Source organism: Pseudomonas fluorescens, from assembly GCF_018614655.1.
Taxonomy (GTDB): domain Bacteria; phylum Pseudomonadota; class Gammaproteobacteria; order Pseudomonadales; family Pseudomonadaceae; genus Aquipseudomonas; species Aquipseudomonas fluorescens_BX.
The window spans coordinates 1-24,876 of sequence record NZ_JAGGOG010000018.1; the positions used below are offsets into that span (position 1 = coordinate 1).

Annotated in this window: 27 protein-coding genes; 4 read left to right on the forward strand and 23 right to left on the reverse strand. The window is 60.3% G+C overall.

Annotated features, from left to right (window positions below):
• Window positions 1–44: 44 nt before the first annotated feature.
• From J7E41_RS17975 to J7E41_RS18000, 6 genes are all read right to left on the reverse strand, one after another.
• The gene (locus J7E41_RS17975; protein WP_214994802.1) at window positions 45–848 is read right to left on the reverse strand and encodes an IclR family transcriptional regulator; all 804 of its coding nucleotides are present in this window, start codon (window positions 846–848) and stop codon (window positions 45–47) included.
• Window positions 849–1,053: 205 nt separating this feature from the next.
• Window positions 1,054–2,019: an L-arabinose ABC transporter permease AraH gene (gene araH / locus J7E41_RS17980; protein WP_214994804.1), complete on the reverse strand. Its 966-nt coding sequence runs from the start codon at window positions 2,017–2,019 to the stop codon at window positions 1,054–1,056.
• Between the two features lie 16 nt (window positions 2,020–2,035).
• Window positions 2,036–3,544, reverse strand: coding sequence for an L-arabinose ABC transporter ATP-binding protein AraG (gene araG, locus J7E41_RS17985; protein WP_214995358.1), 1,509 nt, complete (start codon window positions 3,542–3,544; stop codon window positions 2,036–2,038).
• Window positions 3,541–4,530: a substrate-binding domain-containing protein gene (locus J7E41_RS17990; protein WP_214994806.1), complete on the reverse strand. Its 990-nt coding sequence runs from the start codon at window positions 4,528–4,530 to the stop codon at window positions 3,541–3,543. Before J7E41_RS17990 ends, araG begins: the two co-directional genes overlap by 4 nt.
• A gap of 33 nt (window positions 4,531–4,563) precedes the next feature.
• Entirely contained in the window at window positions 4,564–5,385 is an 822-nt protein-coding gene (locus tag J7E41_RS17995) for an SDR family oxidoreductase (RefSeq protein ID WP_214994808.1), read from the reverse strand.
• Between the two features lie 315 nt (window positions 5,386–5,700).
• Entirely contained in the window at window positions 5,701–6,180 is a 480-nt protein-coding gene (locus J7E41_RS18000; RefSeq protein WP_155583144.1) for a GNAT family N-acetyltransferase, read from the reverse strand.
• 113 nt (window positions 6,181–6,293) lie between these two features.
• Here J7E41_RS18000 and J7E41_RS18005 point away from each other — a divergent pair, with 113 nt between their 5' ends.
• The 4 genes from J7E41_RS18005 to J7E41_RS18020 all read left to right on the forward strand — a co-directional run bounded on the left by J7E41_RS18005 (window position 6,294) and on the right by J7E41_RS18020 (window position 8,998).
• Window positions 6,294–6,938 carry an HD domain-containing protein gene (locus J7E41_RS18005; RefSeq protein ID WP_214994810.1) on the forward strand — a complete coding sequence of 215 codons (645 nt, stop codon included), beginning with the start codon at window positions 6,294–6,296 and terminating at the stop codon, window positions 6,936–6,938.
• A gap of 113 nt (window positions 6,939–7,051) precedes the next feature.
• On the forward strand, window positions 7,052–8,260 hold the full coding sequence (locus J7E41_RS18010; protein WP_214994812.1) for an MFS transporter: 1,209 nt from the start codon (window positions 7,052–7,054) through the stop codon (window positions 8,258–8,260).
• Window positions 8,261–8,345: 85 nt separating this feature from the next.
• A complete protein-coding gene (locus tag J7E41_RS18015; protein WP_214994814.1) occupies window positions 8,346–8,690 on the forward strand; it encodes a hypothetical protein in 345 nt (114 codons plus the stop codon).
• 47 nt (window positions 8,691–8,737) lie between these two features.
• The gene (locus J7E41_RS18020; protein ID WP_214994816.1) at window positions 8,738–8,998 is read left to right on the forward strand and encodes a hypothetical protein; all 261 of its coding nucleotides are present in this window, start codon (window positions 8,738–8,740) and stop codon (window positions 8,996–8,998) included.
• Window positions 8,999–9,099: 101 nt separating this feature from the next.
• Here J7E41_RS18020 and J7E41_RS18025 read toward each other — a convergent pair whose 3' ends face one another.
• The 17 genes from J7E41_RS18025 to fabD form a co-directional block, all read right to left on the reverse strand.
• Window positions 9,100–10,017: a PfkB family carbohydrate kinase gene (locus J7E41_RS18025; protein WP_214994818.1), complete on the reverse strand. Its 918-nt coding sequence runs from the start codon at window positions 10,015–10,017 to the stop codon at window positions 9,100–9,102.
• Window positions 10,010–11,476, reverse strand: coding sequence for a purine-cytosine permease family protein (locus J7E41_RS18030; RefSeq protein WP_214994820.1), 1,467 nt, complete (start codon window positions 11,474–11,476; stop codon window positions 10,010–10,012). The genes J7E41_RS18025 and J7E41_RS18030 overlap by 8 nt, the downstream gene beginning before the upstream one ends.
• 186 nt (window positions 11,477–11,662) lie before the next feature.
• Complete coding sequence (locus J7E41_RS18035; RefSeq protein WP_214994822.1) at window positions 11,663–12,664, reverse strand: ADP-ribosylglycohydrolase family protein; 1,002 nt, start codon at window positions 12,662–12,664, stop codon at window positions 11,663–11,665.
• On the reverse strand, window positions 12,661–13,374 hold the full coding sequence (locus J7E41_RS18040; RefSeq protein WP_214994824.1) for a GntR family transcriptional regulator: 714 nt from the start codon (window positions 13,372–13,374) through the stop codon (window positions 12,661–12,663). Before J7E41_RS18040 ends, J7E41_RS18035 begins: the two co-directional genes overlap by 4 nt.
• Before the next feature lie 70 nt (window positions 13,375–13,444).
• A complete protein-coding gene (locus tag J7E41_RS18045) occupies window positions 13,445–14,005 on the reverse strand; it encodes a DUF1285 domain-containing protein (protein WP_214994826.1) in 561 nt (186 codons plus the stop codon).
• Between the two features lie 17 nt (window positions 14,006–14,022).
• Window positions 14,023–14,628 (reverse strand): DUF4823 domain-containing protein, encoded by a 606-nt coding sequence (locus tag J7E41_RS18050; RefSeq protein WP_214994828.1) that lies wholly within the window; start codon window positions 14,626–14,628, stop codon window positions 14,023–14,025.
• 74 nt (window positions 14,629–14,702) lie between these two features.
• Entirely contained in the window at window positions 14,703–15,671 is a 969-nt protein-coding gene (locus J7E41_RS18055; RefSeq protein ID WP_214994830.1) for a GTP 3',8-cyclase MoaA, read from the reverse strand.
• Window positions 15,672–15,810: 139 nt separating this feature from the next.
• Window positions 15,811–16,464, reverse strand: a complete 654-nt coding sequence (locus J7E41_RS18060) for a TetR/AcrR family transcriptional regulator (RefSeq protein WP_214994832.1) — start codon at window positions 16,462–16,464, stop codon at window positions 15,811–15,813.
• Between the two features lie 435 nt (window positions 16,465–16,899).
• Window positions 16,900–17,682 carry a TatD family hydrolase gene (locus J7E41_RS18065; protein ID WP_214994834.1) on the reverse strand — a complete coding sequence of 261 codons (783 nt, stop codon included), beginning with the start codon at window positions 17,680–17,682 and terminating at the stop codon, window positions 16,900–16,902.
• A gap of 63 nt (window positions 17,683–17,745) precedes the next feature.
• On the reverse strand, window positions 17,746–18,735 hold the full coding sequence (locus J7E41_RS18070) for a DNA polymerase III subunit delta' (protein WP_214994836.1): 990 nt from the start codon (window positions 18,733–18,735) through the stop codon (window positions 17,746–17,748).
• On the reverse strand, window positions 18,728–19,360 hold the full coding sequence (tmk, locus tag J7E41_RS18075; protein WP_214994838.1) for a dTMP kinase: 633 nt from the start codon (window positions 19,358–19,360) through the stop codon (window positions 18,728–18,730). Before tmk ends, J7E41_RS18070 begins: the two co-directional genes overlap by 8 nt.
• 19 nt (window positions 19,361–19,379) lie before the next feature.
• Window positions 19,380–20,510, reverse strand: coding sequence for an endolytic transglycosylase MltG (gene mltG / locus J7E41_RS18080; RefSeq protein WP_214994840.1), 1,131 nt, complete (start codon window positions 20,508–20,510; stop codon window positions 19,380–19,382).
• Between the two features lies 1 nt (window position 20,511).
• Window positions 20,512–21,327 carry an aminodeoxychorismate lyase gene (gene pabC, locus J7E41_RS18085; protein ID WP_214994842.1) on the reverse strand — a complete coding sequence of 272 codons (816 nt, stop codon included), beginning with the start codon at window positions 21,325–21,327 and terminating at the stop codon, window positions 20,512–20,514.
• Window positions 21,327–22,571: a beta-ketoacyl-ACP synthase II gene (fabF, locus tag J7E41_RS18090; protein WP_214994844.1), complete on the reverse strand. Its 1,245-nt coding sequence runs from the start codon at window positions 22,569–22,571 to the stop codon at window positions 21,327–21,329. Before fabF ends, pabC begins: the two co-directional genes overlap by 1 nt.
• A 110-nt stretch (window positions 22,572–22,681) precedes the next feature.
• A complete protein-coding gene (acpP, locus tag J7E41_RS18095) occupies window positions 22,682–22,918 on the reverse strand; it encodes an acyl carrier protein (protein WP_010165887.1) in 237 nt (78 codons plus the stop codon).
• 192 nt (window positions 22,919–23,110) lie between these two features.
• Entirely contained in the window at window positions 23,111–23,854 is a 744-nt protein-coding gene (gene fabG, locus J7E41_RS18100) for a 3-oxoacyl-ACP reductase FabG (RefSeq protein WP_214994846.1), read from the reverse strand.
• Window positions 23,855–23,884: 30 nt separating this feature from the next.
• Window positions 23,885–24,823, reverse strand: a complete 939-nt coding sequence (gene fabD / locus J7E41_RS18105; RefSeq protein WP_214994848.1) for an ACP S-malonyltransferase — start codon at window positions 24,821–24,823, stop codon at window positions 23,885–23,887.
• Window positions 24,824–24,876 lie beyond the last annotated feature (53 nt).

Here is a 24,876-nt window from a genome sequence, read left to right on the forward strand (position 1 = left end):
CTCGACAGCTGCTACGGGATCTTGTCCGGTATCTACGGGCTGGATCAGGCCTTCGCCCCCAACTCCGCTGACAGCCTGGCTGCGACCTGTTTGACCACAGGAATCAGCTCGGCCATTTTTTCCAGCGGCATGTAAGGCACGGTACTGGCGATGCTGATGCCGGCGACTATTCGCCGGCTGGCATCGCGCACCGGTGCCGCCACGCAGCGGATCGACGGTTCGTTGTCTTCCAGATCGAACGCATAACCGCCCACCACATACTCCTGCATGCGCTGCTCGAACTGAGCCCAGGATTGTTCCGGGTGCTGCGGCCACTGCAGGTTTTTCCCGCCAGCCGGCAAGCTGACCTGATACAGGCGCTGCCACTCCTCTACCGTGTCATCCAGCAGCAAGGCCTTGCCGATCCCGGTGCGCGCCAGCGGCATGCGATGACCAACCCGCGAGCGCATTTCCGGGCCGTTACGACCGGGGTTCTTGTGCAAATAGAGCACGTCATCGAATTCGCGAATGGCCAGGTGGATGGTGTCGCCGGTCAATGCCGACAGCTCGTCCAGATACGGTACAGCCAACGTCACCAGGGGCAGCTCTTCACGGGCCTGGAAACCCAGCTCGATCAGCTTCGGGCCCAGCAGGTAGCCGACCTGTGGTACCACGCGCAGGTAACGCTCTTCCACCAGGCAACTGGCCAGGCGGTGAGTGGTGCTGCGGGTGGTGCCGATGCGCTTGGCAATCTCCTTGAGATCCCGCGCGCCGGCCGCCACCGCTTGCACCACGCCCAGGCCACGCAGCAGGGTCTGGGTGCCGGTGGGGGCGGTGTCTTTGACGGGAATGTGGGCGTTTTCCTGCATGTCGGGCCTATGTGGTGGTACGAAAACGGCGGCCATTATGGGCGCTGATGATCACTGTGGCGAGGGGGCTTGTCCCCCGTTGGGCTGCGCAGCAGCCCCAATAGCGTCATCACTTTTTTCAGACAGATCGGGGTTGGCTGGTTCTGGGGCTGCTTCGCAGCCCAACGGGGGACAAGCCCCCTCGCCACAAAAAGCCCGTTCACCCTCAGCGTTGTTTCATCCTGTCGATAATCACGGCCAACAACAGAATCGAGCCGCGAATCACGTATTGGTAGAAGGTATCGATGTTCTTCAGGTTCATCGCATTCTCGATGATCGCCAGGATCAGCACCCCGGCAATCACATGCCGAATCATGCCAATGCCACCGCTCAGCGACACCCCGCCCAATACGCATGCAGAGATCACTGTCAGCTCGAAGCCCTGGCCAATCATCGGCTGGCCCGAGGTCATCCGCGATGCCAGGATCACTCCGGCCAACGCCCCGATCACACCGTGTACGGCAAAAATAATGATCTTGGTCCGATCAACGTTCACCCCGGCCAACAACGCCGCCTCCTGATTACCACCGATGGCCATGGTGTTGCGCCCATAGGTGGTGTAGTTCAGCAGCCAGCCGAAAAACACAAAGCACAGCACGGTGATGACAATCGGCACCGGCACGCCAAACAGTTGGCCGTTACCGAACACGAAGAAGCCTTCATCCATCACCCCAACCGCCTTGCCGTTGGAAAAGATGTACGCCAGCCCCCGGACGATCTGCATCGTCGCCAAAGTCGCAATCAACGCGTTGATCCGTAGCTTGGCAATGACGATGCCGTTGATCAGCCCCACCACCAGGCCCATGGCCAAGGCCGCCGACACGCCCAGGACAACACTGTCGGTGTCGCGGATCACGATGCCCGCCACCACCCCCGAGCAGGCGATCACCGAGCCCACCGACAAGTCGAAGTGCCCCGACGCCAGACAAAACAACATGGTGCAGGCGGCAATCCCGACGGTGGAAATCGCCAGGCCCAGGCCGCGCATATTCAGCGGCGACAGGAAATTGTCGATGAACACGGCGCTGAGCACAAAAATGCCCAAGGCCGCCAACAGCATGACCCAATCGTCGAGAAACTTACGCTGGTTGAAACCCGGCCAGAAACTTCTCGCGGTTTTTATCTGTGACATACCCACCTCGTATTCTTCAGTCCCGCGTACGCGGAAGCGCCAATTGCAGCAGCCGTGCTTCGTCCGCTTGATCGCGGGTCAATTCGCCTGTCAGGGCACCTTCACTCATCACCAGGATGCGGTCGGAGATCCCCATCACTTCCATCAGGTCGCTGGACACCACGATCACCGCAATGCCGCTGGCCGCCAGGTTGTGGATGATCTGGTAGATCTCGGATTTGGCGCCGATATCGATCCCCCGAGTCGGCTCATCCAGCAACAGGACCTTCATCGGCATCGACAGCCAGCGGCCTAAAATTGCCTTCTGCTGGTTACCGCCGGAGAGGTACAAAATCGGTTGATCCGCCGACGGTGTGCGCACATTCATCGCGCTGATTTGCCGCTGGGCGTTGTCCCGCTCCCAGCCGCCCTGGATCAGCCAGCCGAAGCGTGCATGGTCGCGGCGGGCGCTGATGTTGATGTTCTCGGCAACACTGGCGCGAGGCACGATGCCTTCCTTCTTGCGGTCTTCCGGACACAGCAACACACCCGCCGCAATCGCATCCCGAGGCGACTTGAACGTCTGCGCCTGGCCATGCAGTACCAGCGCGCCCTGCTCGCTGCGAGACAGGCCGGCCAACAGGCGCAACAGCTCCGTGCGCCCTGCCCCGACCAGGCCGAACAGCCCAAGAATCTCGCCCTTGTCGACCTTCAAGCTCACCGGTTCCTGCAGCCCCGGCCCGAGTAAACCCTCGACCCGCAGCGCCTCGCCAAAATGCTCGCGAGGCCGGTAGTTGTAGATGTCCTGGATATCGCGCCCGACCATGCAGTTGACCAATTGATCGACGTTCAACTGCTTCATGTCCTCAAATGTGCGCACAAAGCGCCCGTCCTTGAACACCGTCACTGCATCGCAAATCCGGAACACCTCTTCCATGCGGTGGGACACATAAAGGATCACCCGGCCTTCGTCCCGCAGCCGAGCGATGATCACCATCAGCCGCTCGATCTCTCGGGCCGAGAGGCTGCTGGTGGGTTCGTCGAAAGCAATCACATGAGCATTGCGCGACATGGCCTTGGCGATCTCCACCAGTTGCCGCTGCCCGAGGGACAAGCTGCCGAGACGCACGTTCGGGTCGATTTCATCCGCAAGGCCCTTGAGCAGCTCCCGGGCCTTGCGCACCATCGCCCCGCGATTGACCACGCCCCAGCGCGACGGCATATGCCCCAGCAGCAGGTTTTCGGCGACGGTCATTTCCGGCACCAGTTGCAGTTCCTGGTGGATCACTGCGATGCCATGGGCGATGCTGTCGGCCGCCGATTTGAAACTGACGCTGCGCTCGCCCAACTGCAAACTGCCGCTGTTGGGCGGATAGAAACCGCCGAGGATTTTCAGCAAGGTCGACTTGCCCGCGCCGTTCTCGCCCATCAGCGCATGCACCGAATGGGGCCGCGCTTCAAAGCTGATCTGCGCCAAGGCTTTCACCCCGGGGAACTCCTTGCCGATGCCGTTGAAGCGCAAGGTATCGAAGGCGGCGGCGTTCATTTCCACAGACCGATCTTGCTCAACTCTTCCTTGAAGTTGGCACGGGTGATCAGGGTCACGTTATCCAGCGCGGTGAACTTGGCCGGCTCGGTGCCTTTGGTGACCCACTCGAACATTGCGGTGGCGGTTTTATAACCAGACGCGTCGGGGCTCAGGAGCATCGAGCCGTAGAAGCCGGTGTCGGATTTTTTAAGCTCTTCGATAGCGTCGGTGCCATTGATGCCCACGCCAATCACGTTGGCGGCCTTGAAGCCGGCACTCTCGGTGGCGCGCACGCCGCCCAGCACGGTGCTGTCGTTCATGCCGCCGATGATCAGGTTTTTCGCACCACTGGGCAGTTTCACCAGGGCTGAGTTGGTGGAATCCATGGCGCCTGGAACGTCGAGGGTTTTCTGCGCGCTGAACAGAATATGGTCAGCCGGCAGGCCGGCGGCCTTGAGGCCCTCTACCGAACCGTCGGTGCGTTTCTTGCCGGTTTCCAACTCGTCGAAGGTGTTGATGACGGCGTAAGTTTCTTTCCAGTCCCAGTTACGATGCTTGGCTTCAGTCGCCATGGCTTCGCCTTGTTTCTGGCCGATCTTGTAGGCGTCGAGGCCAACGTAAGGCACGTCTTCCATGGGCTTGCCCCGGGCGTCGACAAAGCGGTCATCCACCGCCAATACCTTGAGATTGTTGAGCTTGGCCTTGGCCATGATTGCAGGGCCCAGGGATACGTCCGGCGGGCAGATCACGAAGCCTTTGGCACCGTTGGCGGCGAGGGTGTCGATGGCTGAGAGGGTTTTCTCGCCGTCGGGCACGGCGATCTTGATCACGGTGAAGCCCTGATCCTTGCCGGCTTTTTCGGCGAAGGCCCATTCAGTCTGGAACCAGGGCTCTTCGGCTTGCTTGACCAGGAAGCCGATCTTCACTTCTTCGGCAGATGCAAGGGCGCTGAGGCTGCTGAGTGCAACGGCGACTGCCAGGGTGCGCACTGTCTTCTTGAACATAAACCACCTCTTGTTATTGGAGAGTTATAGGGTTTAGTCGTGGTACATCACCGACCGCCCGCCATCGATCATCAGGCAGGTGGCATTGATAAAGGGCGCTTCATCGGTGGCTAGAAACAACGCCGTCATCGCCACTTCAACGGGCTGGCCGATGCGCTTGGGCGGGTGCAGGTCGAAGGCGCGCTGGCGCTCGGCATGGGGATCGGGGAAGCCGTTCCAGTAGTCGACGTTGAGCTGGGTTTCGATATAGCCCGGCGCAATGGCATTCACGCGGATGCCCTTGGGTGCGTATTCGATGCCCAAGGCGCGGGTCAGGCCGAGCAGGCCGTGTTTGGCCACCGGATAGGGAAAGCAGCCGGGAATAATGTGGCTGGAGTGAGTCGAGGCGATGTTGATGATGTTGCCGATACCCTGCTCGATCATGTGCGGCAATACGGTACGGCAGCCGAACCAGGCACCGTCCAGGTCGATGGCGAAGCAACGACGCCAGTCTTCGTCGGTCATCTCAAGCGGGTCGCGGAACACGTTGACGCCGGCGCAGTTGATCAGCACATCGACGCGACCAAAACGCTCGATGGCAACGTCCACCAGAGCCCGCCATTGGTCCTTGGAGGTGATGTCGACTTGTTGCGCGTAGATCTGGGCACCGCGCTCACGCCAATGGACGGCGACTGCCTCGACCTTCTCGCCCTGGATATCACCGATCACCAGACGCGCCTGTTGCGCTTGGAAACAAGCAACGATGGCCTCGCCGATGCCTTGGGCGGCGCCGGTGATGATCACCACTTTGTGTTTCAGCCGCTCGCCGTAAGTCGGCTCGGGCACGGCGGGTAACGACAACGGTTGAGCCTGCATCGCTTCACCTGTTTTATTTTTGGTAGTGAGTGCTGATGCAGAAGACTATAAACCCAGAACCTGAAACATCTCAATATATAATTACTCATCCCACATAATGAGAAACATCACAAAAAAACTGACAGCAGTCAGTTAGGTGAACACAGTCCTACAAGGCAACGAAAAACAAATGTGGGAGTTGTCGAGCCCCAGCGAGACTGCGATTGCGGTGGGTCCGCCAACATCAATGCTGGCAGAGCCGACGCTATCGCAGCCTCGCTGGGGCTCGACAACTCCCACCTAGGTTTCACTTCGCCGGTTAGATCGTTCCCACACTCAGCCTTGGGCAAATTCGCGCAGTGCGTCGCCTTCCATGCGGTAGCGCACCCATTCTTCCTGAGGCTGGGCGCCAATGGATTTGTAGAACGCAATGGCCGGTTCGTTCCAGTCCAGCACGCTCCACTCGAAGCGCCCGCAGCCGTTGTCGAAGGCGATTTTCGCCAGGTGCCGCAGCAACTTCTTGCCCGCCCCGCCGCCCCGCTGTTCCGGGTTGATGTAGAGGTCTTCCAGGTACAGGCAATTGCTGCCCAGCCAGGTGGAATAGCTGAAAAAGAACACCGCAAAACCAATCGGCAAGCCGTCCCGCAGACAGATCAGGCCGTGGGCGGTGGCGCCTTCGCTGAACAGGCTGCGCTCGATGTCCACCACGCTGGCGATCACTTCGTGGCGGGCTTTCTCGTAGTCGGCCAACTCCGTGATGAAGGTCAGGATCTGCGCAGCATCGCTGGGCACGGCGGGGCGAATCTCGATGGTCATGGACGGGCCTTGAGGTCAAAGGAAAGGACACATACTAAGGGGGTTTGATGACTGATTGCAGTGCAATTTCATTCGCGACTACCCTGTAAGGTATTCACCCTTTGAGAATCCTCATGCCCTTCTCTCCATTGTCTGCCCTTGCCGATACCTTACTGCCTCACGCCCTGGAACCTTCAGAGGATGGCGCCCACGACCTGTCCCATTTGCAGCGGGTATGGCACAACGCACGATCAATTCAAGCCGAAGAAGGGGGTGACCTTGAGGTGCTGCTGGCGGCGGTGCTGCTGCATGACTGTGTGGCGGTGGAAAAGAACTCCCCCCTGCGCTCGAAAGCTTCAGCGCTGGCGGCGACCAAGGCCGAGAAGGTGTTGCAGGCCCTGAATTGGCAGCCTGCCCGTATCGCCGCCGTCACCCATGCCATCGAGACGCATAGCTTTTCTGCGGGGCTTACGCCCAACTCCCTGGAAGCCAGGATCGTCCAGGACGCCGACCGCCTCGACTCCCTGGGCATGATCGGCGTGGCCCGCACGTTCTATACCGCCGGGCGCATGGGCAGCGCGCTGTATGACCCGGCTGATCCGACCGCCTTGAATCGGGACTATGACGACAAGCGCTTTTGCCTTGATCACTTCCAGACCAAACTGCTGCACCTGGCCGATGGTTTCCAAACCGCGACGGGACAACATTTGGCGCAGGTCCGCCATCAACGGCTCAAGGGATTCATGGAGACTTTCATTGAAGAGATCGGCGCCCAATAAATGCGTCGTTACTCCGCCCAGCGCTAATGCAAAAACCGCTAACCACTGAACAAACCGTCTTGCCGCGCATGGTAAAAAACCTGGCATAAATCCAACGAACTACAGGCTTGCCCATGCGCTCCACTCCACCGGTTGGCGGCAAACTGTTTGCCCTGTTCTGTCTTGCCAGCTACCTGCTGTCGTTGTCGTACGGCTCGACCTTTCTGCTGTCGCTGCTGATTCACGCCCGAGGGGGCAATGAGCATGACGCCGGGAGCGTGATCTCCATGGCAATGCTCAGTACATTCGTCGCGGTCATGGTGTCCGGGCATTTGTCGGACGCCTTGGGCGCGGCCCGTTCCATCGCCTGCCTGGGTGTCTTACTGGTGGTGGCCTGCCTGGGCTTTGCCCTGACACCCGGTTTTGGTGAAGGCTTGATGCTCTTCGGTTTATCCCTGGGACTGGGCTGGGGCGTGTTTTACACCTTGGGCCCGATCATCGTGGCGATGCTGGTGGAACCGACGCAGCGCGCCAAGTACTTTGCCCTGCTGTCGGGCAGCATGATGACCGGCATCGGCTCGGGGCCGCTGCTGGGGCGCGCGGCGAATGCCCTGGATCTGCCACTGACCGCAGCGTTCTACCTCGCCGCACTCGCGAGCCTGGCAGGTGTGGTGATGTTCTGGCGATTGGGTGCACAGCTTACGCAGCGCCCCAACCTGCTGGGCGTCGCCGCCGTGTCGAAAATATCCTGGTCCGCCACACGCCAGGTGCTGTCCTCCAAAGCGGTGTTCGCCATCATCATGGTCGGCCTGGGCGGTTGCGTGTTTGGTGGCCTGTCGTCATTTCAAACCAGCTATGCGGCGGCTCATTCGCTGGACTATTCGTTGTTCTTCCTGGGGTTCATGAGCGCAGCCATCACCAGTCGCCTGTTGATCGCCAGCATCGTGGTCAAGCGTGATCCTTATTGGGCGGCGTGTGTGTTGTCTGGGGTGATGCTGGTGTCGATCCTGATGTTCGGCTTCCTGGTCAACGACAGCGTCAGTTACCTGTTGGCGGCCATCACCCTGGGAGTGGGTTATGGCCTGACCTATTCAGTGATCAATGGCCTGGCCGCCAACGAGGCACCGGCCGGCACCACGTCCCAGGCTCTGTTGCTGTTCAGCTTGTCGTACTTTATCGGGGTGTTTGGCTTTCCATTGTTGGCCGGCAAGGTCATCGTCGAATACGGCCTGCAGACCCTGTTGATGAGCGTGCTGGCCGTGGCTTCGCTCAACTGGCTGATCACCGTGGGGCGACTGATCTGGCGTCGTGTCTCGCCACATAAAATCTTACAAGCCGCGTAGGACCGTTCGTCGCCAGTGAGGCACCAATGGCAAACAGGGGCGGACCAATATGAGGTAAGGACTTAAATCATAAGGAGACACCCTCATGACGACTTCCAGACTGACTGCCCTCGCCCTCACCGGATTACTGTCTGCCGTTTCACTGAGCAGCGTTGCCGCCTCGAATAACTCCACCGGCCCGACCGACCCCATCGGCAGCCCGCCCAGCCCGGCAACCGAGGAGTCCAAGGGCTCCATGGGCACCGGCATGGACACCAACGGCGGCGCCATCATTCAGGACGGCGCAGATCCACGGACCAAAGGCAATGACGGCAACCGTCAGGGCCTTGGTTCCGATGTGGAGAACGGCAAAATGGGCCCCGGCAAGAACGCCACGCCAGGTGGCGACGATTCCAATGTCCCTGGCGCCCCCCAACAACCAAAACCCTGAGTAACAGCCAGACGAACACCTAACCATTTCCCAGTGAAGAGGTATGCATGAACGTCGATAAGAACCTTGAAAAAGAAGTCCTCACTCGCTTGCTGCATGCCCATCCCAGTGGCTTGGGCAAGGAAGTGCTGGATAACTACCGAGGTGAGAAAGTGGTCGCCAGCGCCTTGGCGACACTTCAGGAGCGGGGCTGGATCAAGGAAGGTCACGTGACCTGCAACGAAACCGGTGAGCATGCGCTGAGCCTGCCGATCAAGCTTACGGCGTCCGGCGTGGAAGCGGCTCGCAAGCTGGAAAACGCGCCGTAGCCACTGCCGAAGCGCTGAAGGCGACCGGCTAGACCAGGGCGCTGAGCCACCGTCTATCCAATGTGGGAGTGGGCTTCCCCGCTTCCACATTTTGTTCGTGTTTATTCAGCCAGGAGTGCGTCCACTTCGACGGTACCTGGAGAAGTGGCCGGGCCCCAGCGCGTTACCGCCAATGCAGCCGCCGCATTCGCCCGACGTGCAGCCGCCGCCGGTGCCAACCCATTAGCCAGCCCTGCCATAAACACCCCGGCGTGGGCATCACCTGCCCCGTTGCTGTCCACTGCCTGCACCTTGAACCCCGGTACATGCTCAGCCTGACCGTTACGGCTGATCCAGCAACCGTTCGGCCCGTCCCGCACCACCAGCAACGTCTCGGCAGGCAGATGATCGGTGAGACTGAGCAACGCCGTAGCGATATCCGCCGCGCCGGTAAAGGCCAGGGCTTCAGGGCCGTTGCTGGTCCAGATATCGATACGCGGCAACAACGCAGCCATCAAGCCCGAGTCGGGCGCCTTGACCAGCGGCCCCGGATCGAATACCACTGTGATCTCGCGCGGCAACGCCAGCAACCAATCGATCAAGGCCTGGCACTTGCCCTCCAGCAGCAAGCTATAGCCGCTGACGTACACATAATCGTCGGCATGGGGCACGGCGTTGGCCAAGTCTTCCGTACTCAGTTCACCTTCAGCGCCGATATGGGAGATGAAGGTGCGTTCGGTGGTGGCCTCGGTCAGCGACACGCACAGGCCGGTGTCCTTGTTGTCACTGGCAGCCAGGGCTATTTCAATGCCCTCGGCCTGCATTGCTGCACGCGCCAGGTCGCCAAAGCGCCCCTTGCCGTGCCGCCCCAAATAAACCACCGGCAAGCCGTTGCGTCGGGCAGCGGCCATCACGTTGAAGCCACCGCCGGCTTCGAAGCTGGCGGACTTGGCCAATACGTCGCCGCCGGTTGCCGGCAAGGTGTCGAGGGACATGACCAGGTCGACGATGACCTGGCCGCTGTGAATCAATCTAGACATTGTGGCTCTCTACTAAGGCCGGACGACGATCAGCAGCACCGCCCAATACCGCATAAATCCCGCCGGCCACCAGGAAGGTGACGATCCAGCCCAGGCCGTTATGACCCAGCCAGGAGTCCGACAGCGGCCCGGCGAACCAGATGTTCTCGGCGGTGGTGCCGATGGTGGTGAAGCTGAAACCCAACACGATGGCGACCACCCAGGCACCGAACGCGCGCCATTCAATCCCGCCGCGATACCAGTAGGCGCTGCTCGGCGTGACGTCCAGTAAGTCTTTGGCGCTGTAGTAGTGACGGTGAATCAGGTCGACCACGAAGATCCCCACCCAAGCAGTGATCGGCACGGCCAGCAGCGATATAAAGGTGATGAATGGGCCGTAGAAGCTGTCGGCAATCAGCATGAAGTAGATGGAGCCGGCGAAGATCGCGACGATGTCGACAATCACCGCGTGGACGCGCTTGACCTTCAAGCCGAGGGTCAAGGTGGTCAGGCCCGCCGAATATACCGACAGGTTATTGGAGAGCAGCAGCCCGCCAAACGCGGTGATCAAGTACGGCACGGCCATCCAGGTGGGCAGCATGTCGCGGATCGCGATGATCGGGTCAGTGGCCGAGGCCAGGTCGTTATTGCCCACGGACAGCAAGCCGCCCAAGGTGATCAGCAGTACCAGCGGAATCCCCGCACCGAAGGCGGCTGATGCCACCAGGCGCACGGCCTTCACGCTGCGATGCTGATAACGGGACATGTCGGCCCCCGCGTTGGCCCAACCGATGCCGGTACCGGCGGCCATGGTACCCACGCCGATTATCATCGCGCTGAGCGGTGCCGGGGTGGCGTTGAATACCGCGCTCCAGTCGATAGTGGCACAGAGGAAGCCGCCCACCAGGATGTTCAGCGCGCCGAAGACGTAGGTTGCCCACTTCTGGATCACCAGCAAGGTGGCGTGGCCCAGACCGGAAACGGCCAGGGTCAGCAGCACGAAAATGCCGATAAACAGCAAGGTCAGCAGCGGTGCGCTTTTGGCGGCCACGGGCGAGTTGAACAGGATCGAGCACAACGACAGCAGCACAAAGGCCGCGGTGGTGGTGTTGACGGTTTCCCAGCCCAGGCGCGACATCAGCGAAACCAGGGTCGGGCCAATGTTGCCGCGTACACCGAAGATCGCTCGGGACAAGGTCAGACTCGGCGCACGACCACGACGGCCGGCGATGGAAATGATCCCCACCACCGCGAACGAACCGGCGGCACCCAGGACCGCGACGATGATGGATTGCCAGATCGCCAGCCCGCGAAAGGCCACCAACGTCGCCCCCAATGGTAAGCCGAGGATGCTGATGTTGGCGGCGAACCAGACCCAGAACAGCTGCAGCGGATGCCCGTTGCACTCGCTTTCCGGGACGGGCTCGATGCCACGCGTTTCCAATTGCCCAGCACCTTGGCCGGAAGAGGTCGAACTCATGATGGGGTGCTCCTGATGCCTGTTTTTGTGGTTGTGGCAGATTGGATCTATATTCCGGTCTTCCTGACTCCACGCGATCAAATGTGGGAGCGGGCTTGCTCGCGAATGCGGTGGTTCAGCACCCAATTTGCTAGCTGATACACCGCATTCGCGAGCAAGCCCGCTCCCACATTTGATCTGTGGAGTTCAACGCAATTGGAGCAGCCCTTGGACCAACGGCTGCAAATCCAGGCCATTGACGGCCTTGACCTGCTCGATCAGCGCCTCAGGCCAGCACGCCATCCCCAGGCACGCGCCGAGCATCGCACCGAGAATCGCGGCGATGGTGTCGGTGTCGCCGCCAAGGCTGGCGGCCATGCACAGGGCTTCGAAAGCGTCCATCTCACCTACGGCCACTTGCTGCGCGAGGGCAAACGACACCACCACCGACTCCTGGGAGGCGACGGAAGTACCGATCAATTCGTAGAGCAGGTCGGTAAACAGCGCTTTGTCGCTGCTGCCGACACTCAGGGTCCGCGCCCAACTGATGCGGGTGCCGATACGCCCACCGGCGACCCAGTGCCCACGGCTTTCAGCCTGTTGCGCGATCCGGGTGCCAATGTTCAGCGCTTCTCCCAGGTCCTCGCCATTGATACCGGCCGAAACCACCGCCGCGACCGCTGCCGCGCTGGCAATGCCCAGCGTGGTGTTGTGAGTCACCTGGCACGCCTGGATCACCGATTGGATGAACGGCTCTGGATCGGCGACGTTTGCCGCGATGCCCACGGGCGTAATGCGCATGGCTGCGCCATTGGTGGTGCCGTAGCGCCCGGATTCTTCCGGGGTGTGGCCGGCCAGGATCATGTCGATCGCACGTTTGGTCGACGGGCCCAGCAGGTCTTGGGAGCCTTTGGCACGCATCACCGCTTCCCAATCAATCAGGCGCTGGGCAAGTAAAGTCGGCTCGATTTTGCCTTGACCATCCACCAGCAACTGACCCACCAGAATCGCCTGTTCGGTGTCATCGGTGATGGAGCCTTTGGGCATGTTGGGCGCAATGGGCTGGTCGGGGCCGGCGTCTTCCAGGGTGGTGATTTCACCGAAGCGTGCCTTGACCTGCTCGCGGCTCAAGGATTGGGTAGGCATCCCCAGGGCGTCGCCCAAGGCCAGGCCGTAGAACGCGCCGAGGGCGCGAGTGTGCGGGGTCATTTCGGCGTTCCAAATTGAAGGTGCAGGCGAAAGTGCAACGGGTCGAGCAAGCTTTCGACGTATTCCATGAACCGCTCGCGACGGTCGTAGGTGGTGCGCAATGCCTTGAGAAATACGGTGCCGGCCGGACGTCCCAGCAACTCGGTATCGACCTCGTTCAGTGGCTCGGCGCCGATCCACTGGTCACCGCCGGCGCCGATGTAGCCGTAAGCTGCCAGGGTGATGGTCAGGGAGTTATCGATAAGGCCGACACGCGGCAAGCTTTCCAGGCTACCCGAGGCCGGCATCAGCGAGCGCTCCAGGGACACGAAGGTGCCATCCGTGGTGCGTCGGCGACGATCGAGGGCAATGAACTGATCGCTGCCAAAGCGGCTGAGCAGGTCCGGCCGCGTGACCGCTTCAAGACGCAAGACATCGGCGATCACTAAAGCGCCGGTATCCGCCAGCGCCTGTGCCCAACCACTGCGTTGATCAAGCGCCATGCCGTCAAAGGTGACGATGGAGCCGACGCCGCTCTGGGTAGCAATGTAGTTACGGCGCTTGAGTTCGGCGAGGGCTTCGCGCAGGGTGCCGCGGCTGACCGCAAACTCTTCAGCCAGTTGATGCTCGCCCGGCAACAGGAAACCGTCGGCCATCATCCCGCCCTCGATACGGCGGATCAGCTCGTCGACGACGCGTTTTTTCTTATCAAATCGAACATGTCTAATCATGTACAAATTGATAACCGAAACCGCCCTGCTACAGCAAGGAAATTATTTCAGAGAAAGGGAAAAGTCGGCCTCAAGGCTCCAGGCCGATAGGGAAAAACACGCCGCCGCTCCAGACACCAAGCCAGTGCTGACCGTTGATCGGACGACTCACCGCCAACTCCACTAACTGGTAGAAAGCGTTGCGATGCACCAGGGCTTCGAGGTTGTTGCGTACCAGCAGGTACGGCGCAGGTTCTTGAGTCTGCGGGTCGATCACCACCCGCAGCGGGTGATCGGTACCGGCTTCGACCTGCTCTTCAACGTTGGTGGTAAAGCGCAGAACCTGGCTTTCGCCCTGCCCTTCGACTTCCAGGGTCACTGCGACAAACGGCGCATCCTCGACCTTGATCCCGACCTTTTCCACCGGTGTGATCAGGAAGTAATCATCGCCGTCGCGGCGGATGATGTTGGAGAACAACTTGACCATGGGTTTGCGACCGATAGGCGTACCGAGGTAAAACCAGGTGCCGTCGCGGGCGATACGCATGTCGATGTCGCCGCAAAAGTCCGGATTCCACAGATGCACCGGCGCCGGGCCTTTGCCCTTGGGCAATTGCGCCAACAAATCATTGGTCTTGGCGGAATCGGTCATGGGGTTCTCCTCAGGTCTTACTGATCACTCATGCCCAACAAGCTACGGGCGTATTGCGCCAGGGGTTTGGCAATCAGGTCTTCCGGCTGGGTGTCGTGGAACGTCAGTAAACCGCCACGACTGCGAATCCGTGCAGTATCAATCAAGTACTGGGTGCTGGTCTCGATCAACATGATCTGAATCACCCCGCTGTCGATCCCCAGGCGATCCACGGCCTGCTGGTCGGCCCATTGATCAGCGTTACCGATGCGGTCATCGGCCTTGGCGAAGCGGGTGTACAGCAAGTAATGGGCGCCAACGCTACGGGCCTCGGCCATCGCCTGTTCCAGACCCTCCGGCGCGCGCGCGCGGCGAACCATGGGAAAATACTCGACAAAGCCGTTGAAGGCTTCTTCGGCCACCACGTTGGGACGCGGGTAGGCGCTGCCCGGCGGCGTAAACGCACCCTGGGCAATAAAGATAAAGGAATCGGGTTGCACGCGGATCGAGTTGGCGCGACGGGTATCACTGTGATCCAGGAGCCCGGCATCGCTCATCTGATAGCGAGTGCCTTCGGCCATATCACTGACGGTCATGCAGCCACCCAACGCCAGTGACGCCAGCAACAACACCAGACTACGCATCCTATCCTCCAGAAGCCGGTGACGGAAAACCGGCGAATGGGCACAAGATGCAGATTTTGCGCCAGCTTGGGAGATTAGCCGCCGATGATCTTCATCACTGTTGCCCCGCCCGAGAACGCTACTTCCTGCTTGTCGCCCAACGCCTTGACCAATAACCGTTGCAAGGCCGGCAGCGCCTGGTGGCGGGGCTTGTCCAGCAAGTCGCCAACGTAGTGGCGGTTACTCGACGACAGGCAGCCATGCAGCCAGCCCGTGGACGACAGACGCAACCGCGAGCAGGTACGGCAGAACGGCACGCTTTCGTTGGCAATCACACCGAAGAAGCCTTTGCCGGGAATTTCGTAACGCACGGCGGTGGCGTCCACCGGGGCATCGGCTTGCAGGTATTCATGGTGGTCGCCAATCAGGCTCAGCAGTTGCTGGAGACTGACGAATTGCTGGAGGAAGGCATTGGCGTCATTGGCCAAGTGGCCCATGCGCATCAGTTCGATAAAGCGCAATTCATAGCCGCGCGCCAGGCAATAGTCGAGCAGCGGCATCACCTGGTCGAGGTTCTGACCGCGCAACGGCACCATATTGACCTTGATCTTGATCCCGACCGCGCTCGCCTGGTCCATGCCATCGAGCACGGTGGCCAGATCGCCGCCGCGGGCAATGCTGCGGAAGGCGTCGGCATCCAGGGTATCAAGGGAAACGTTGATCCGCCGGATCCCGGCGTCCACCAGCAGCGGCAGCTTGCGTGCCAGCAACTGGCCGTTGGTGGTCAGACTGATGTCACTCAAGCCCATCTGCCCCACTGCGCCCATGAAGGCTTCCAGCTTGGGACTGACCAGAGGCTCACCCCCGGTAATCCGCAGACGCTCGATACCGGCGGCCTCGATCAAATAGGCCACGCCCCGTGCCATCGCCTCGGCCGACAGCTCATCCTGCGCAGCCACCAGCCGCTTGCCATTGGGCACGCAGTAGGTACACGCGTAGTTACAGGCTGAGGTCAGGCTGATCCGCAAATTGCGGAATCGCCTGCCTTGTCGATCAACGATCATGGATCACTCCGGCAGAGGATAATTCGGGCGCGCTAAAACCTGACTCATAAATCAGATTTTAGCAAGGTCCTTGCCTGAGTATATTCCTGGGCTACTGCACCCGACAGAAAATCATATCGCCATCACTTAAGCGAATGACTCAGGTAGCGGGTGTCTCGGCGTTCGGCAGATCGGTGCTGTGCTTGCGCTTGTTGCCCATGCGCACGCCGATATCCATCAAGAACTGGAAGAAGCCTTCCTGATCTTCCAGCACATTGCTCCAGAACGGCGAGTGATACAGCGCGACGGCGCCATGCACCAACGCCCAGGCAGCGCAGTAGTGGAAGTACGGCGGTACATCTTCCAGCTTGCCTTCGCTGATGCGACCCTTGATCAGCAAGGTCAAGCGTTCGAAGTTGGAGGCGCGGATCTTGTGCAACTCCTCGACCATTTCCGGCACTTGGTTACCCTTGACCACCTTCTCTTCCAGGCGATCAAACAAGCGATAACGCTGTGGATCACGCATGCGGAATTCGAAGTAGGCCCGGGACAGGGCTTCCTTGTCCTTGTCGACATCCGCCGAATGCAACAACTCGTTCAAATCCCGCTCGTAGTCGAGCATCAGGCGCAGGTAGATCTCGGCCTTGGACTTGAAGTGCTTGTAGATGGTGCCTTTGCCGATACCCACGGCATCCGCAATCATCTCGACGGTGACGCTGTCTTCACCTTGTTCGAGGAACAGCTTGAGTGCGGTGTCGAGAATTTCCTGCTCGCGGCGGCGAAACTCACGGACCTTACGGGGTTCTTTGTGCATAAGAAAAGGTCTGCAGAGGTCTATATGGGGAGGGTTGTGCGCCCCAAGCTACGCTTGGCGGAACGTTTTACCCGGTGCGTGGGATTATCCCGACTGAACGGTCGTTGGGCAACGTCTATGTGAACAACCCATGCACTTAACTTACAGTCCGCCAACGAATAGAGCGGTATGAGTCAGAAATAAGACACGACCTATGCCGGCGTCTATCGCATCAATGAGAACTCAACTGAAGCGGGCGTATTCCAAATCTGTTTAAAAAACGATCAGATGTGGCTGGACTGAATGGGATACTGATCAATACTTGAAATGTCGGCGCGACATCTCCCCCAAGTGATGCGTCGACCTGGGTACCGACGGACTGTGTACCTTTGTTTTACTCCTAATGGTCTTAGCCCGGATTCACCCCCCAGAACCCGGGTTTTTTTTGCCCTGAATTTAAGCGACGTGCGCGAGGGGGAACAGGCGCTTGAAATTTTCAGTGGTCTGTTCGGCAAACCGCTCGTAAGACTCGCCCCGCAGCATCGCCAGGTAATCCGCCACATCACGCACATATTGCGGCAGGTTCGGCTTGCCACGATGAGGGATGGGTGCCAGGTACGGCGAATCGGTCTCCACCAGCAGGCGGTCCGCCGGGACCTGGCGAGCCACATCACGCAACGCATCCGCATTACGGAAGGTCACGATGCCCGACAGCGAGATGTAAAAGCCCAGGTCCAGGGCGGCCTTGGCCATGTCCCAATCCTCGGTAAAGCAGTGCAACACGCCCGCTTGGGGCAGCGCCGCTTCGCGCAGCAGGGCCAAGGTATCGGCACGGGCACCGCGGGTATGGACGATCACCGGCTTGCCGGTTTGCCGGGCGGCTTGCAGGTGCAGGCGAAACGATGCCTGCTGGAGTTCGGCGGCTTCCGGTTCGTAGTGATAATCCAGGCCGGTCTCGCCGATGGCTACCACTCGCGGATGATTGAGTTCGCCCAGCAACCAATCCAGGGCCGGCGCTTCACCGGGCTTGAGGTCCAGGGGATGAATGCCCACCGAACAATCGACATCGGCGTAACGATCCGCCAGGGCTTTGACGTCGGCGGCGTTTTCCGCGCTGACGCCAATACACAGAAAGTGCCCTACCCCGCGTTGGCGCGCAGCCTCAAGGGCGGCATCCAGGGAGCCGCCGTGTTCGGCGAGGTCGAGGCGATCGAGGTGGCAATGGGAATCTACGAGCATAGGAAATTACAACTTGAGTCGCGGGAAGTGTCTGGCCAACGATACACCTGTCGGCCACTGAAATTAACGGCGGCCGAGCAGACCGACCCATTGCACCAACAAGGCCTCAAGCAGCAGCACGCGGTTGAGGTTGGCCTTGCCCAGGACCTTCTGGCGTTGGGCGAGGATCCAGTCCTGAATGTTCAGGACCTTGTCCTGGGCACTCTTCTGCGCCAGGTACTGCACAACCTTGCGCATGTCTGCCAGCCCCAGGCCGTTTTCGTCCTGAGTCAGTTGGTAGCGCAGGATCAGGCTCGACCAGTCGCAGAACCAGTCAAATAGCAGCAGCAATGGAATGTCTTTCCAGGCGGTTTCAGCCAGTTGCGTAGCGGATTGCTCTTGCTTGAGCAGCTTCTTCACGCCGTCCACCACCAGCGCTCGCTGCTCGCGCACGCCCTGGGCCTGCAACTTGACCGCCGCCAGAGGTGAGCCGGCCGCCAGGGTCAGCAGCTCAACCCGCTCCTCTTCGGAGCACGCCGGCAAGGCCTGGCCCAGCCACTGCAGACTCATGGCTTCGCTGGGCAACGGGCAAGCCTGTTGCACGCAGCGGCTGCGGATGGTCGCCAGCAAACGGCTGGACTGATGACTGACCAGCAACAGGACGGTATCGCCGGACGGCTCTTCCAGGCTCTTGAGCAAAGCGTTGGCGGCGTTGATGTTCATCGCCTCCACCGGCTCGATCAACACCACCTTGCGCCCGCCCATCTGCGCAGTCTGCACCACGAAACTGACCAGATCGCGAACCTGATCGACCTTGATCGCCTTGTCCGCCTCCTCCGGCTCCAGCAGGTAGTTGTCCGGATGGCTGCCGGCTTTAAGCAACAGACAGGATTTGCACTGCCCGCACGCCTCCAGACCGTCCGGCCGCTGGCACAACAGCCTGGCCATCAACCGCTCGGCCAGCGCGCGCTTGCCGATGCCTACGGGGCCATGAAGCAAATAGGCATGGGCGTGCTGGGCACGGCCGGCCAGTTGCTGCCAGAGACTGTCCTGCCAGGGGTAGGCTTCAGCCACGGTAAAGCTCCAGCAGTTTCGGCAACAGGGTATCCAGTGATTGCTGAACCTGAGCCAGGGGCTGCGCCGCGTCCACCAGGCAGTAACGTGCCGGGTTTGCTTCAGCGCGCTTGAGGTAGGCACTGCGCACCGCATCGAAAAACACCCGGCCTTCCAGCTCGAAACGATCCAGACGACCGCGGGCACTGGCGCGGGCCAGGCCGACCTCCACCGGCAGGTCGAACACCAAAGTCAGGTGCGGACGCAAGTCGCCCTGGACGAAGGTCTCCAGGGTCGCGATGCGCTCCAGGGACAGGCCACGACCACCGCCCTGATAGGCGTAAGTCGAATCGGTAAAGCGATCACAAATCACCACGGCACCACGGGCCAGGGCCGGGCGAATCACTTCAGCCAGGTGCTGGGCGCGGGCAGCAAACACCAGCAGCAGTTCGGTATCCGGGTTCATCGGCTCGTCGCCCGGGGTCAGCAAGACTTCGCGAATCCGCTCGGCCAGAGGTGTACCGCCCGGTTCGCGGGTCAACAACACCTCGATACCCTCGGCGCGCAAACGCTCAGCCAGGTATTCACGGTTGGTGCTTTTGCCGGCACCTTCAGGGCCTTCCAGGGTAATAAACAAGCCAGTCACAGGCAGTCCTTAGTCAGAGTCATTGCGGGCTTTGCAGCGCGTCGGTATCCGGCGTTGAAGCAGGTTCGGGCGCTTGTTCGGCTGGCGCCTCGGGGGCGGCATCCGTCGGCTTCGCCACGGGCGCAGGGCTGGAACGATAATCGGCGCGACGCTTCATCTGGAATTCACGCACGGCTGAATTATGCGCATCCAGGCTGTCAGAGAAAATATGGCTGCCGTCGCCACGGGCAACAAAGTACAGGCTGCTGCCCGGCACCGGGTTCAGCGCCGCGTGAATGGCCTCGCGACCCACCATGGCAATCGGTGTCGGCGGCAGGCCGCTAATCACATAAGTGTTGTAGGGCGTGGCTTCCTTGAGGTGGGCGCGGGTCAACTTGCCGTTGTAGCGTTCACCCAGGCCATAGATCACTGTCGGGTCGGTTTGCAGCAACATGCCGATCTGCATGCGCCGTACAAACACCCCGGCAATCTGCCCACGCTCTTCTGGCACGCCGGTTTCTTTCTCCACCAGGGAAGCCATGATCAGCGCTTGATAGGGCTCGGTGTAGGGCGCGTCGGGAGCGCGCTTGTTCCATTCCTGAGCGAGGACATCGTCCAGTCGGTTGTAGGACTTTTTCAGCAACTCAAGGTCGGTCATGCCGCGCACGAAACGATAGGTATCCGGGAAGAACCGCCCTTCCGGGAAAATGCCTGGGTGACCGAGCTTGTCCATCACCTCGCTGTCGCTCAAGCCCGACAGGGTTTGCTCGATTTTTTCATGCTTGGCCAGGGCGGTACGCACCTGACGGAAGTTCCAGCCTTCCACCAGCGTGATGCTGTACTGCACCACTTCGCCACGCTGCCACAGGCCGATCAGGCCCTGCGCGGTGAGGCCGGGGTTCATGCGGTATTCACCGCTGTGCAGCGGCTGGCCGTTGAGGTTGAAACGCCAGTAGAGACGCAACCAGAAGGCATCCTTGAGTACGCCGTCATTTTCCAGACGATTAAAGGTACCGGTGGGTGTCGCACCGGCCGGCACATCCAGCAACTGCTCCTGGGTCAGGTTTAAAGACTGCTCCAGGGCCGAGTTCATCTTCCAGGCAGAAGCGCCCAGCAGCAAACCCGCCAGGACCAGACCGATCTCCAGCAACAGTACAAATTTACGTCTCAAATCAAATATCCAATAGCGCGCGAACAATGCCTTGCAGTTTACGGGTGAGCGGCCCAACCGACCAGCTCATTGCCCCACATCCACGCACCGGCCAAATGCCATATACGCTGTTGCAAACGAAGACTTCGTCGGCCTGTTGCAATTGGTCAACACTTACATCGGCCACGATGACTGGGATGCCCAACGCCTGCGCCTGGGCCAACAACTCAGCCCGCATGACGCCGGCGACACCGCAACGATTCAGATCAGCGGTCAGCAACATGCCGTCACGCACCAGGAACAGGTTGCTGAACACGCCTTCGATGACTCGACCGGACATATCCAGCATCAAACCTTCGGCATGATCGGCATCCTGCCACTCGGAACGGGCGATCACCTGTTCCAGGCGATTGAGGTGTTTGAGACCGGCAAGCAAGGGTTGCTCGGACAAACGGGTAACGCACGGAAACAGGCGTATGCCTGACGAGCCATGAGTTTCGGGATAAGTGGCAGGTGGACTGCCTTGCAGAATGCGACGCGCCGGGGCGCCCGCATTGATGCCATAACCGCGCAGGCTATCACCACGCGTGAGGATCAACTTGAGGACACCGTCGCCCAAGGCGGCGGCATAGGCCTGCAACTCGCTGCGGATCAACGGCTGATCCGCAACAATCGCCAACCGCCTGCAGCCTTCGTCCAGGCGCTGCAGGTGGCGGTCGAGCAGCACCGGCCGCCCGGCCTTGACAGCGATGGTCTCAAACAAGCCATCGCCGTATGCCAGGCCGCGATCTTTCAGGGACACTGCGTCCTCCGGCTGACCGTCGACCCAGCTGTGCATTACTCGGCGAACCGACGGAACACCAGGGAACCGTTGGTGCCGCCAAAGCCGAACGAGTTGGACAGCACCACGTCGATCGGCATCTTCTGCGGCTCGTGAGGCACGAAGTTCAGGTCGCAGCCCTCATCCGGCTCATCCAGGTTGATGGTCGGCGGTGCGACCTGGTCCTGGATCGCCAGCACACTGAAGATCGCCTCGACCGCGCCCGCCGCACCTAACAAGTGGCCGGTCATGGACTTGGTGGAGCTGACCGCCAGCTTGTAGGCGTGCTCGCCAAATACCGACTTGATGGCCTCGGCTTCCGCCAAGTCGCCGGTCGGGGTCGAAGTGCCGTGTGCGTTGATGTACTGCACCTGATCGACGTTGATCTTGGCATCGCGCAGCGCGTTGGTGATGCAACGTGCAGCACCTGCACCATCGGCCGGCGGCGACGTCATGTGGTAAGCATCACCGCTCATGCCAAAACCGATCAGTTCGGCGTAGATGGTCGCGCCACGCGCCTTGGCGTGCTCCAGCTCTTCGAGGACCAGCGCACCGGCACCATCGGAAAGCACGAAGCCATCACGGCCCTTGTCCCACGGACGGCTGGCGCGGGTCGGCTCGTCGTTGCGGGTCGACAGCGCACGGGAAGCACCAAAGCCGCCCATGCCCAGACCGCAGGCCGCCATCTCGGCGCCACCGGCGATCATCACGTCGGCCTCGTCATAAGCGATATTACGCGCCGCCATGCCGATGCAGTGAGTACCCGTGGTGCACGCCGTGGAAATGGCGTAGTTAGGCCCCTGGGCACCCAGATGGATGGACAGGAAGCCGGAAATCATATTGATGATCGAACCGGGCACGAAGAACGGTGAGATTCGACGAGGACCGGAGTCGTGCAAGGTGCGGCTGGTTTCTTCGATATTGGTCAGACCGCCAATACCCGAACCCATGGCCACGCCGATGCGCTCACGGTTGGCGTCGGTGACTTCCAGGCCGGCATTACGCACCGCCTGAAAACCGGCTGCCAGGCCGTATTGAATGAACAGGTCGAGTTTGCGGGATTCCTTGACCGAGAGGTAATCCTCGACATTGAAACCCTTTACCGAGCCGCCAAAACGGGTGGAATAGGCAGAAAGGTCCGTATGCTCAATCAGACCAATACCACTGTGGCCAGCCAGAATGCCCTGCCAACTGCTCGGCACATCCGTACCCAGTGGCGACAACATACCCATACCGGTGACTACGACGCGTCTACGCGACACAGCACTCTCCTTTTTCTAATGACGACACTTTGCATCAGGCCTAAAGGAAAAAACCGCACGCCATAGGGCAGTGCGGTTTTTCCATCACAGCAAGCGACGATTACAAACTATTACGCCTGATGGCTAGTTACGTAGTCGATAGCAGCTTGAACAGTAGTGATTTTTTCAGCTTCTTCGTCCGGGATTTCGGTCTCGAATTCCTCTTCCAGAGCCATCACCAGCTCAACGGTGTCAAGGGAGTCGGCACCCAGGTCTTCAACGAAGGAAGCAGTGTTGGTCACTTCTTCTTCTTTAACGCCCAGTTGCTCGGCAACGATTTTCTTGACGCGCTCTTCGATGGTGCTCATACCTTGTTTTCACTCCTAATGGACAAATTCAGGCAGCTGGCCAGTGGGTAAGTGTATAGAAAGACTTTTCAGCTTTTCAACTGAAAGCTTCACCCTCGTACCCTATTGGCCATCTGTCTATAAATAGATTGCAGCTTTATAACGGATTTTAGACAGCTCGTATGACATTTTTTTGAAGCGATCCGTCACAATTTAACTCATGTACATCCCGCCGTTCACCGGGATTGTAGCCCCAGTCACGTATGCCGCACCGTCGGATGCCAGAAAAGCGACCACATTCGCGATCTCTTGAGCCTGGCCCAGACGGCCCAGCGGAATCTGCGTCAGCAAGGCTTCACGCTGCGTCTCAGGCAATTCGCGGGTCATATCGGTATCGATGAACCCTGGGGCCACCGAGTTGACCGTAATCGACCGCGAGCCGACTTCACGCGCCAGTGCACGGCTGAAACCTTCCAGACCTGCCTTGGCGGCGGCGTAGTTTACTTGGCCTGCGTTGCCCATGGCACCCACTACGGAGCCAATATTGATAATTCGACCCCAACGAGCCTTGGTCATGCCGCGCAGAACCCCCTTGGACAGGCGAAACAGACTGTTCAAGTTGGTGTCGACGACATCATGCCACTCGTCGTCTTTCATGCGCATCATCAGGTTATCGCGGGTGATACCGGCATTGTTCACCAGAATAGCCGGGGCGCCAAATTGCGCCGTGATTTCGGCCAGCACGCCAGCCACTGACTCATCGCTGGTCACGTTAAGCTCAAGACCGGTGCCCTGAACGCCATTTTCCTTCAACGTCGCAGCAATACGCTCAGCGCCGGCGGCGGAGGTTGCGGTACCGATGACCACAGCGCCCAGACGGCCCAGCTCCAGGGCGATCGCCTGGCCAATGCCACGGCTTGCGCCGGTGACCAGTGCAACTTTACCTTGCAGACTCATGCAGGCTTCTCCTAGGTTCGGAAATTAACGTCAGGCCAGGGCTGCGCGAGCGGCAGCGAAGGCATCCGGGGTATTGAGGTTGGAAGTCGACACGCCTTCGGCGCAACGCTTGTTCAGGCCGGCGAGGACTTTGCCCGGGCCGCACTCTACCAATTGGGTGGCGCCGTTGGCGGCCAGGGTCTGCACCGACTCAACCCAGCGAACCGGCTTGTACAGCTGTTCCAGCAGATCGCGCTTGAGGGTTTCCAGGTCAGAGGCCACGGCGGCACTGACGTTCTGCACCAACGGAATCTGCGGCGCCTGCCAGTTGATCGCAGCGATCGACTCGGCGAAACGCTCGGCAGCCGGGCGCATCAGTTCGCAGTGGGACGGCACGCTGACCGGCAACGGCAACGCACGCTTGGCGCCACGGGCCTTGCAGCCTTCGATGGCGCGCTCTACCGCCGCCTTGGCGCCGGCGATCACCACCTGGCCAGGGGAGTTGAAGTTCACGGCGCTGACCACTTCGCCCTGGGCCGCTTCGGCGCAGGCGGCAATCACGTCAGCATCTTCCAGACCGAGAATCGCGGCCATGCCACCCTGCCCGGCAGGAACGGCTTCTTGCATCAATTGACCACGACGCTCCACCAGCTTGACCGCTTCACCGAGGGTCAGGCTGCCAGCGGCTACCAGGGCACTGTATTCGCCCAGGCTATGGCCGGCGACATAAGCCGGACGCGCACCACCTTCGGCCAGCCACAAGCGCCACAAAGCGATCGAGGCAGTAAGAATGGCCGGTTGGGTTTTGTCGGTTTGGTTGAGCTGCTCTTCCGGCCCTTGCTGGGTCAGCGCCCACAGGTCGTAACCCAGGGCATCGGAAGCTTCCTTGAAAGTGTCCAGGACCAGCGGATGTTCCGCGCCCAGCTCGGCCAACATGCCGAGGGACTGCGAACCCTGCCCTGGAAAGACGAATGCGAGGGATGTAGACATGTAACAAGCCCCTAATGATCTGGTCGTCGGAAATTGGCGCCCCACAGGTGGGA

Coding starts and splice junctions, on each gene's coding strand:
- J7E41_RS17975 (WP_214994802.1), bottom strand. CDS start 848: ATGCAGGAAAACGCCCACATTCCCGTCAAAGACACCGCCCCCACCGGC.
- J7E41_RS18060 (WP_214994832.1), bottom strand. CDS start 16,464: ATGCACAAAGAACCCCGTAAGGTCCGTGAGTTTCGCCGCCGCGAGCAG.
- J7E41_RS18010 (WP_214994812.1), top strand. CDS start 7,052: ATGCGCTCCACTCCACCGGTTGGCGGCAAACTGTTTGCCCTGTTCTGT.
- pabC (WP_214994842.1), bottom strand. CDS start 21,327: ATGCACAGCTGGGTCGACGGTCAGCCGGAGGACGCAGTGTCCCTGAAA.
- J7E41_RS18045 (WP_214994826.1), bottom strand. CDS start 14,005: ATGACCGATTCCGCCAAGACCAATGATTTGTTGGCGCAATTGCCCAAG.
- fabD (WP_214994848.1), bottom strand. CDS start 24,823: ATGTCTACATCCCTCGCATTCGTCTTTCCAGGGCAGGGTTCGCAGTCC.
- J7E41_RS18055 (WP_214994830.1), bottom strand. CDS start 15,671: ATGATCGTTGATCGACAAGGCAGGCGATTCCGCAATTTGCGGATCAGC.
- J7E41_RS18025 (WP_214994818.1), bottom strand. CDS start 10,017: ATGTCTAGATTGATTCACAGCGGCCAGGTCATCGTCGACCTGGTCATG.
- J7E41_RS18040 (WP_214994824.1), bottom strand. CDS start 13,374: ATGATTAGACATGTTCGATTTGATAAGAAAAAACGCGTCGTCGACGAG.
- J7E41_RS18005 (WP_214994810.1), top strand. CDS start 6,294: ATGCCCTTCTCTCCATTGTCTGCCCTTGCCGATACCTTACTGCCTCAC.
- J7E41_RS18020 (WP_214994816.1), top strand. CDS start 8,738: ATGAACGTCGATAAGAACCTTGAAAAAGAAGTCCTCACTCGCTTGCTG.
- J7E41_RS18015 (WP_214994814.1), top strand. CDS start 8,346: ATGACGACTTCCAGACTGACTGCCCTCGCCCTCACCGGATTACTGTCT.
- J7E41_RS18030 (WP_214994820.1), bottom strand. CDS start 11,476: ATGAGTTCGACCTCTTCCGGCCAAGGTGCTGGGCAATTGGAAACGCGT.
- araH (WP_214994804.1), bottom strand. CDS start 2,019: ATGTCACAGATAAAAACCGCGAGAAGTTTCTGGCCGGGTTTCAACCAG.
- J7E41_RS18050 (WP_214994828.1), bottom strand. CDS start 14,628: ATGCGTAGTCTGGTGTTGTTGCTGGCGTCACTGGCGTTGGGTGGCTGC.
- J7E41_RS18035 (WP_214994822.1), bottom strand. CDS start 12,664: ATGACCCCGCACACTCGCGCCCTCGGCGCGTTCTACGGCCTGGCCTTG.
- J7E41_RS18065 (WP_214994834.1), bottom strand. CDS start 17,682: ATGCTCGTAGATTCCCATTGCCACCTCGATCGCCTCGACCTCGCCGAA.
- J7E41_RS17990 (WP_214994806.1), bottom strand. CDS start 4,530: ATGTTCAAGAAGACAGTGCGCACCCTGGCAGTCGCCGTTGCACTCAGC.
- acpP (WP_010165887.1), bottom strand. CDS start 22,918: ATGAGCACCATCGAAGAGCGCGTCAAGAAAATCGTTGCCGAGCAACTG.
- J7E41_RS18000 (WP_155583144.1), bottom strand. CDS start 6,180: ATGACCATCGAGATTCGCCCCGCCGTGCCCAGCGATGCTGCGCAGATC.
- araG (WP_214995358.1), bottom strand. CDS start 3,544: ATGAACGCCGCCGCCTTCGATACCTTGCGCTTCAACGGCATCGGCAAG.
- fabG (WP_214994846.1), bottom strand. CDS start 23,854: ATGAGTCTGCAAGGTAAAGTTGCACTGGTCACCGGCGCAAGCCGTGGC.
- J7E41_RS17995 (WP_214994808.1), bottom strand. CDS start 5,385: ATGCAGGCTCAACCGTTGTCGTTACCCGCCGTGCCCGAGCCGACTTAC.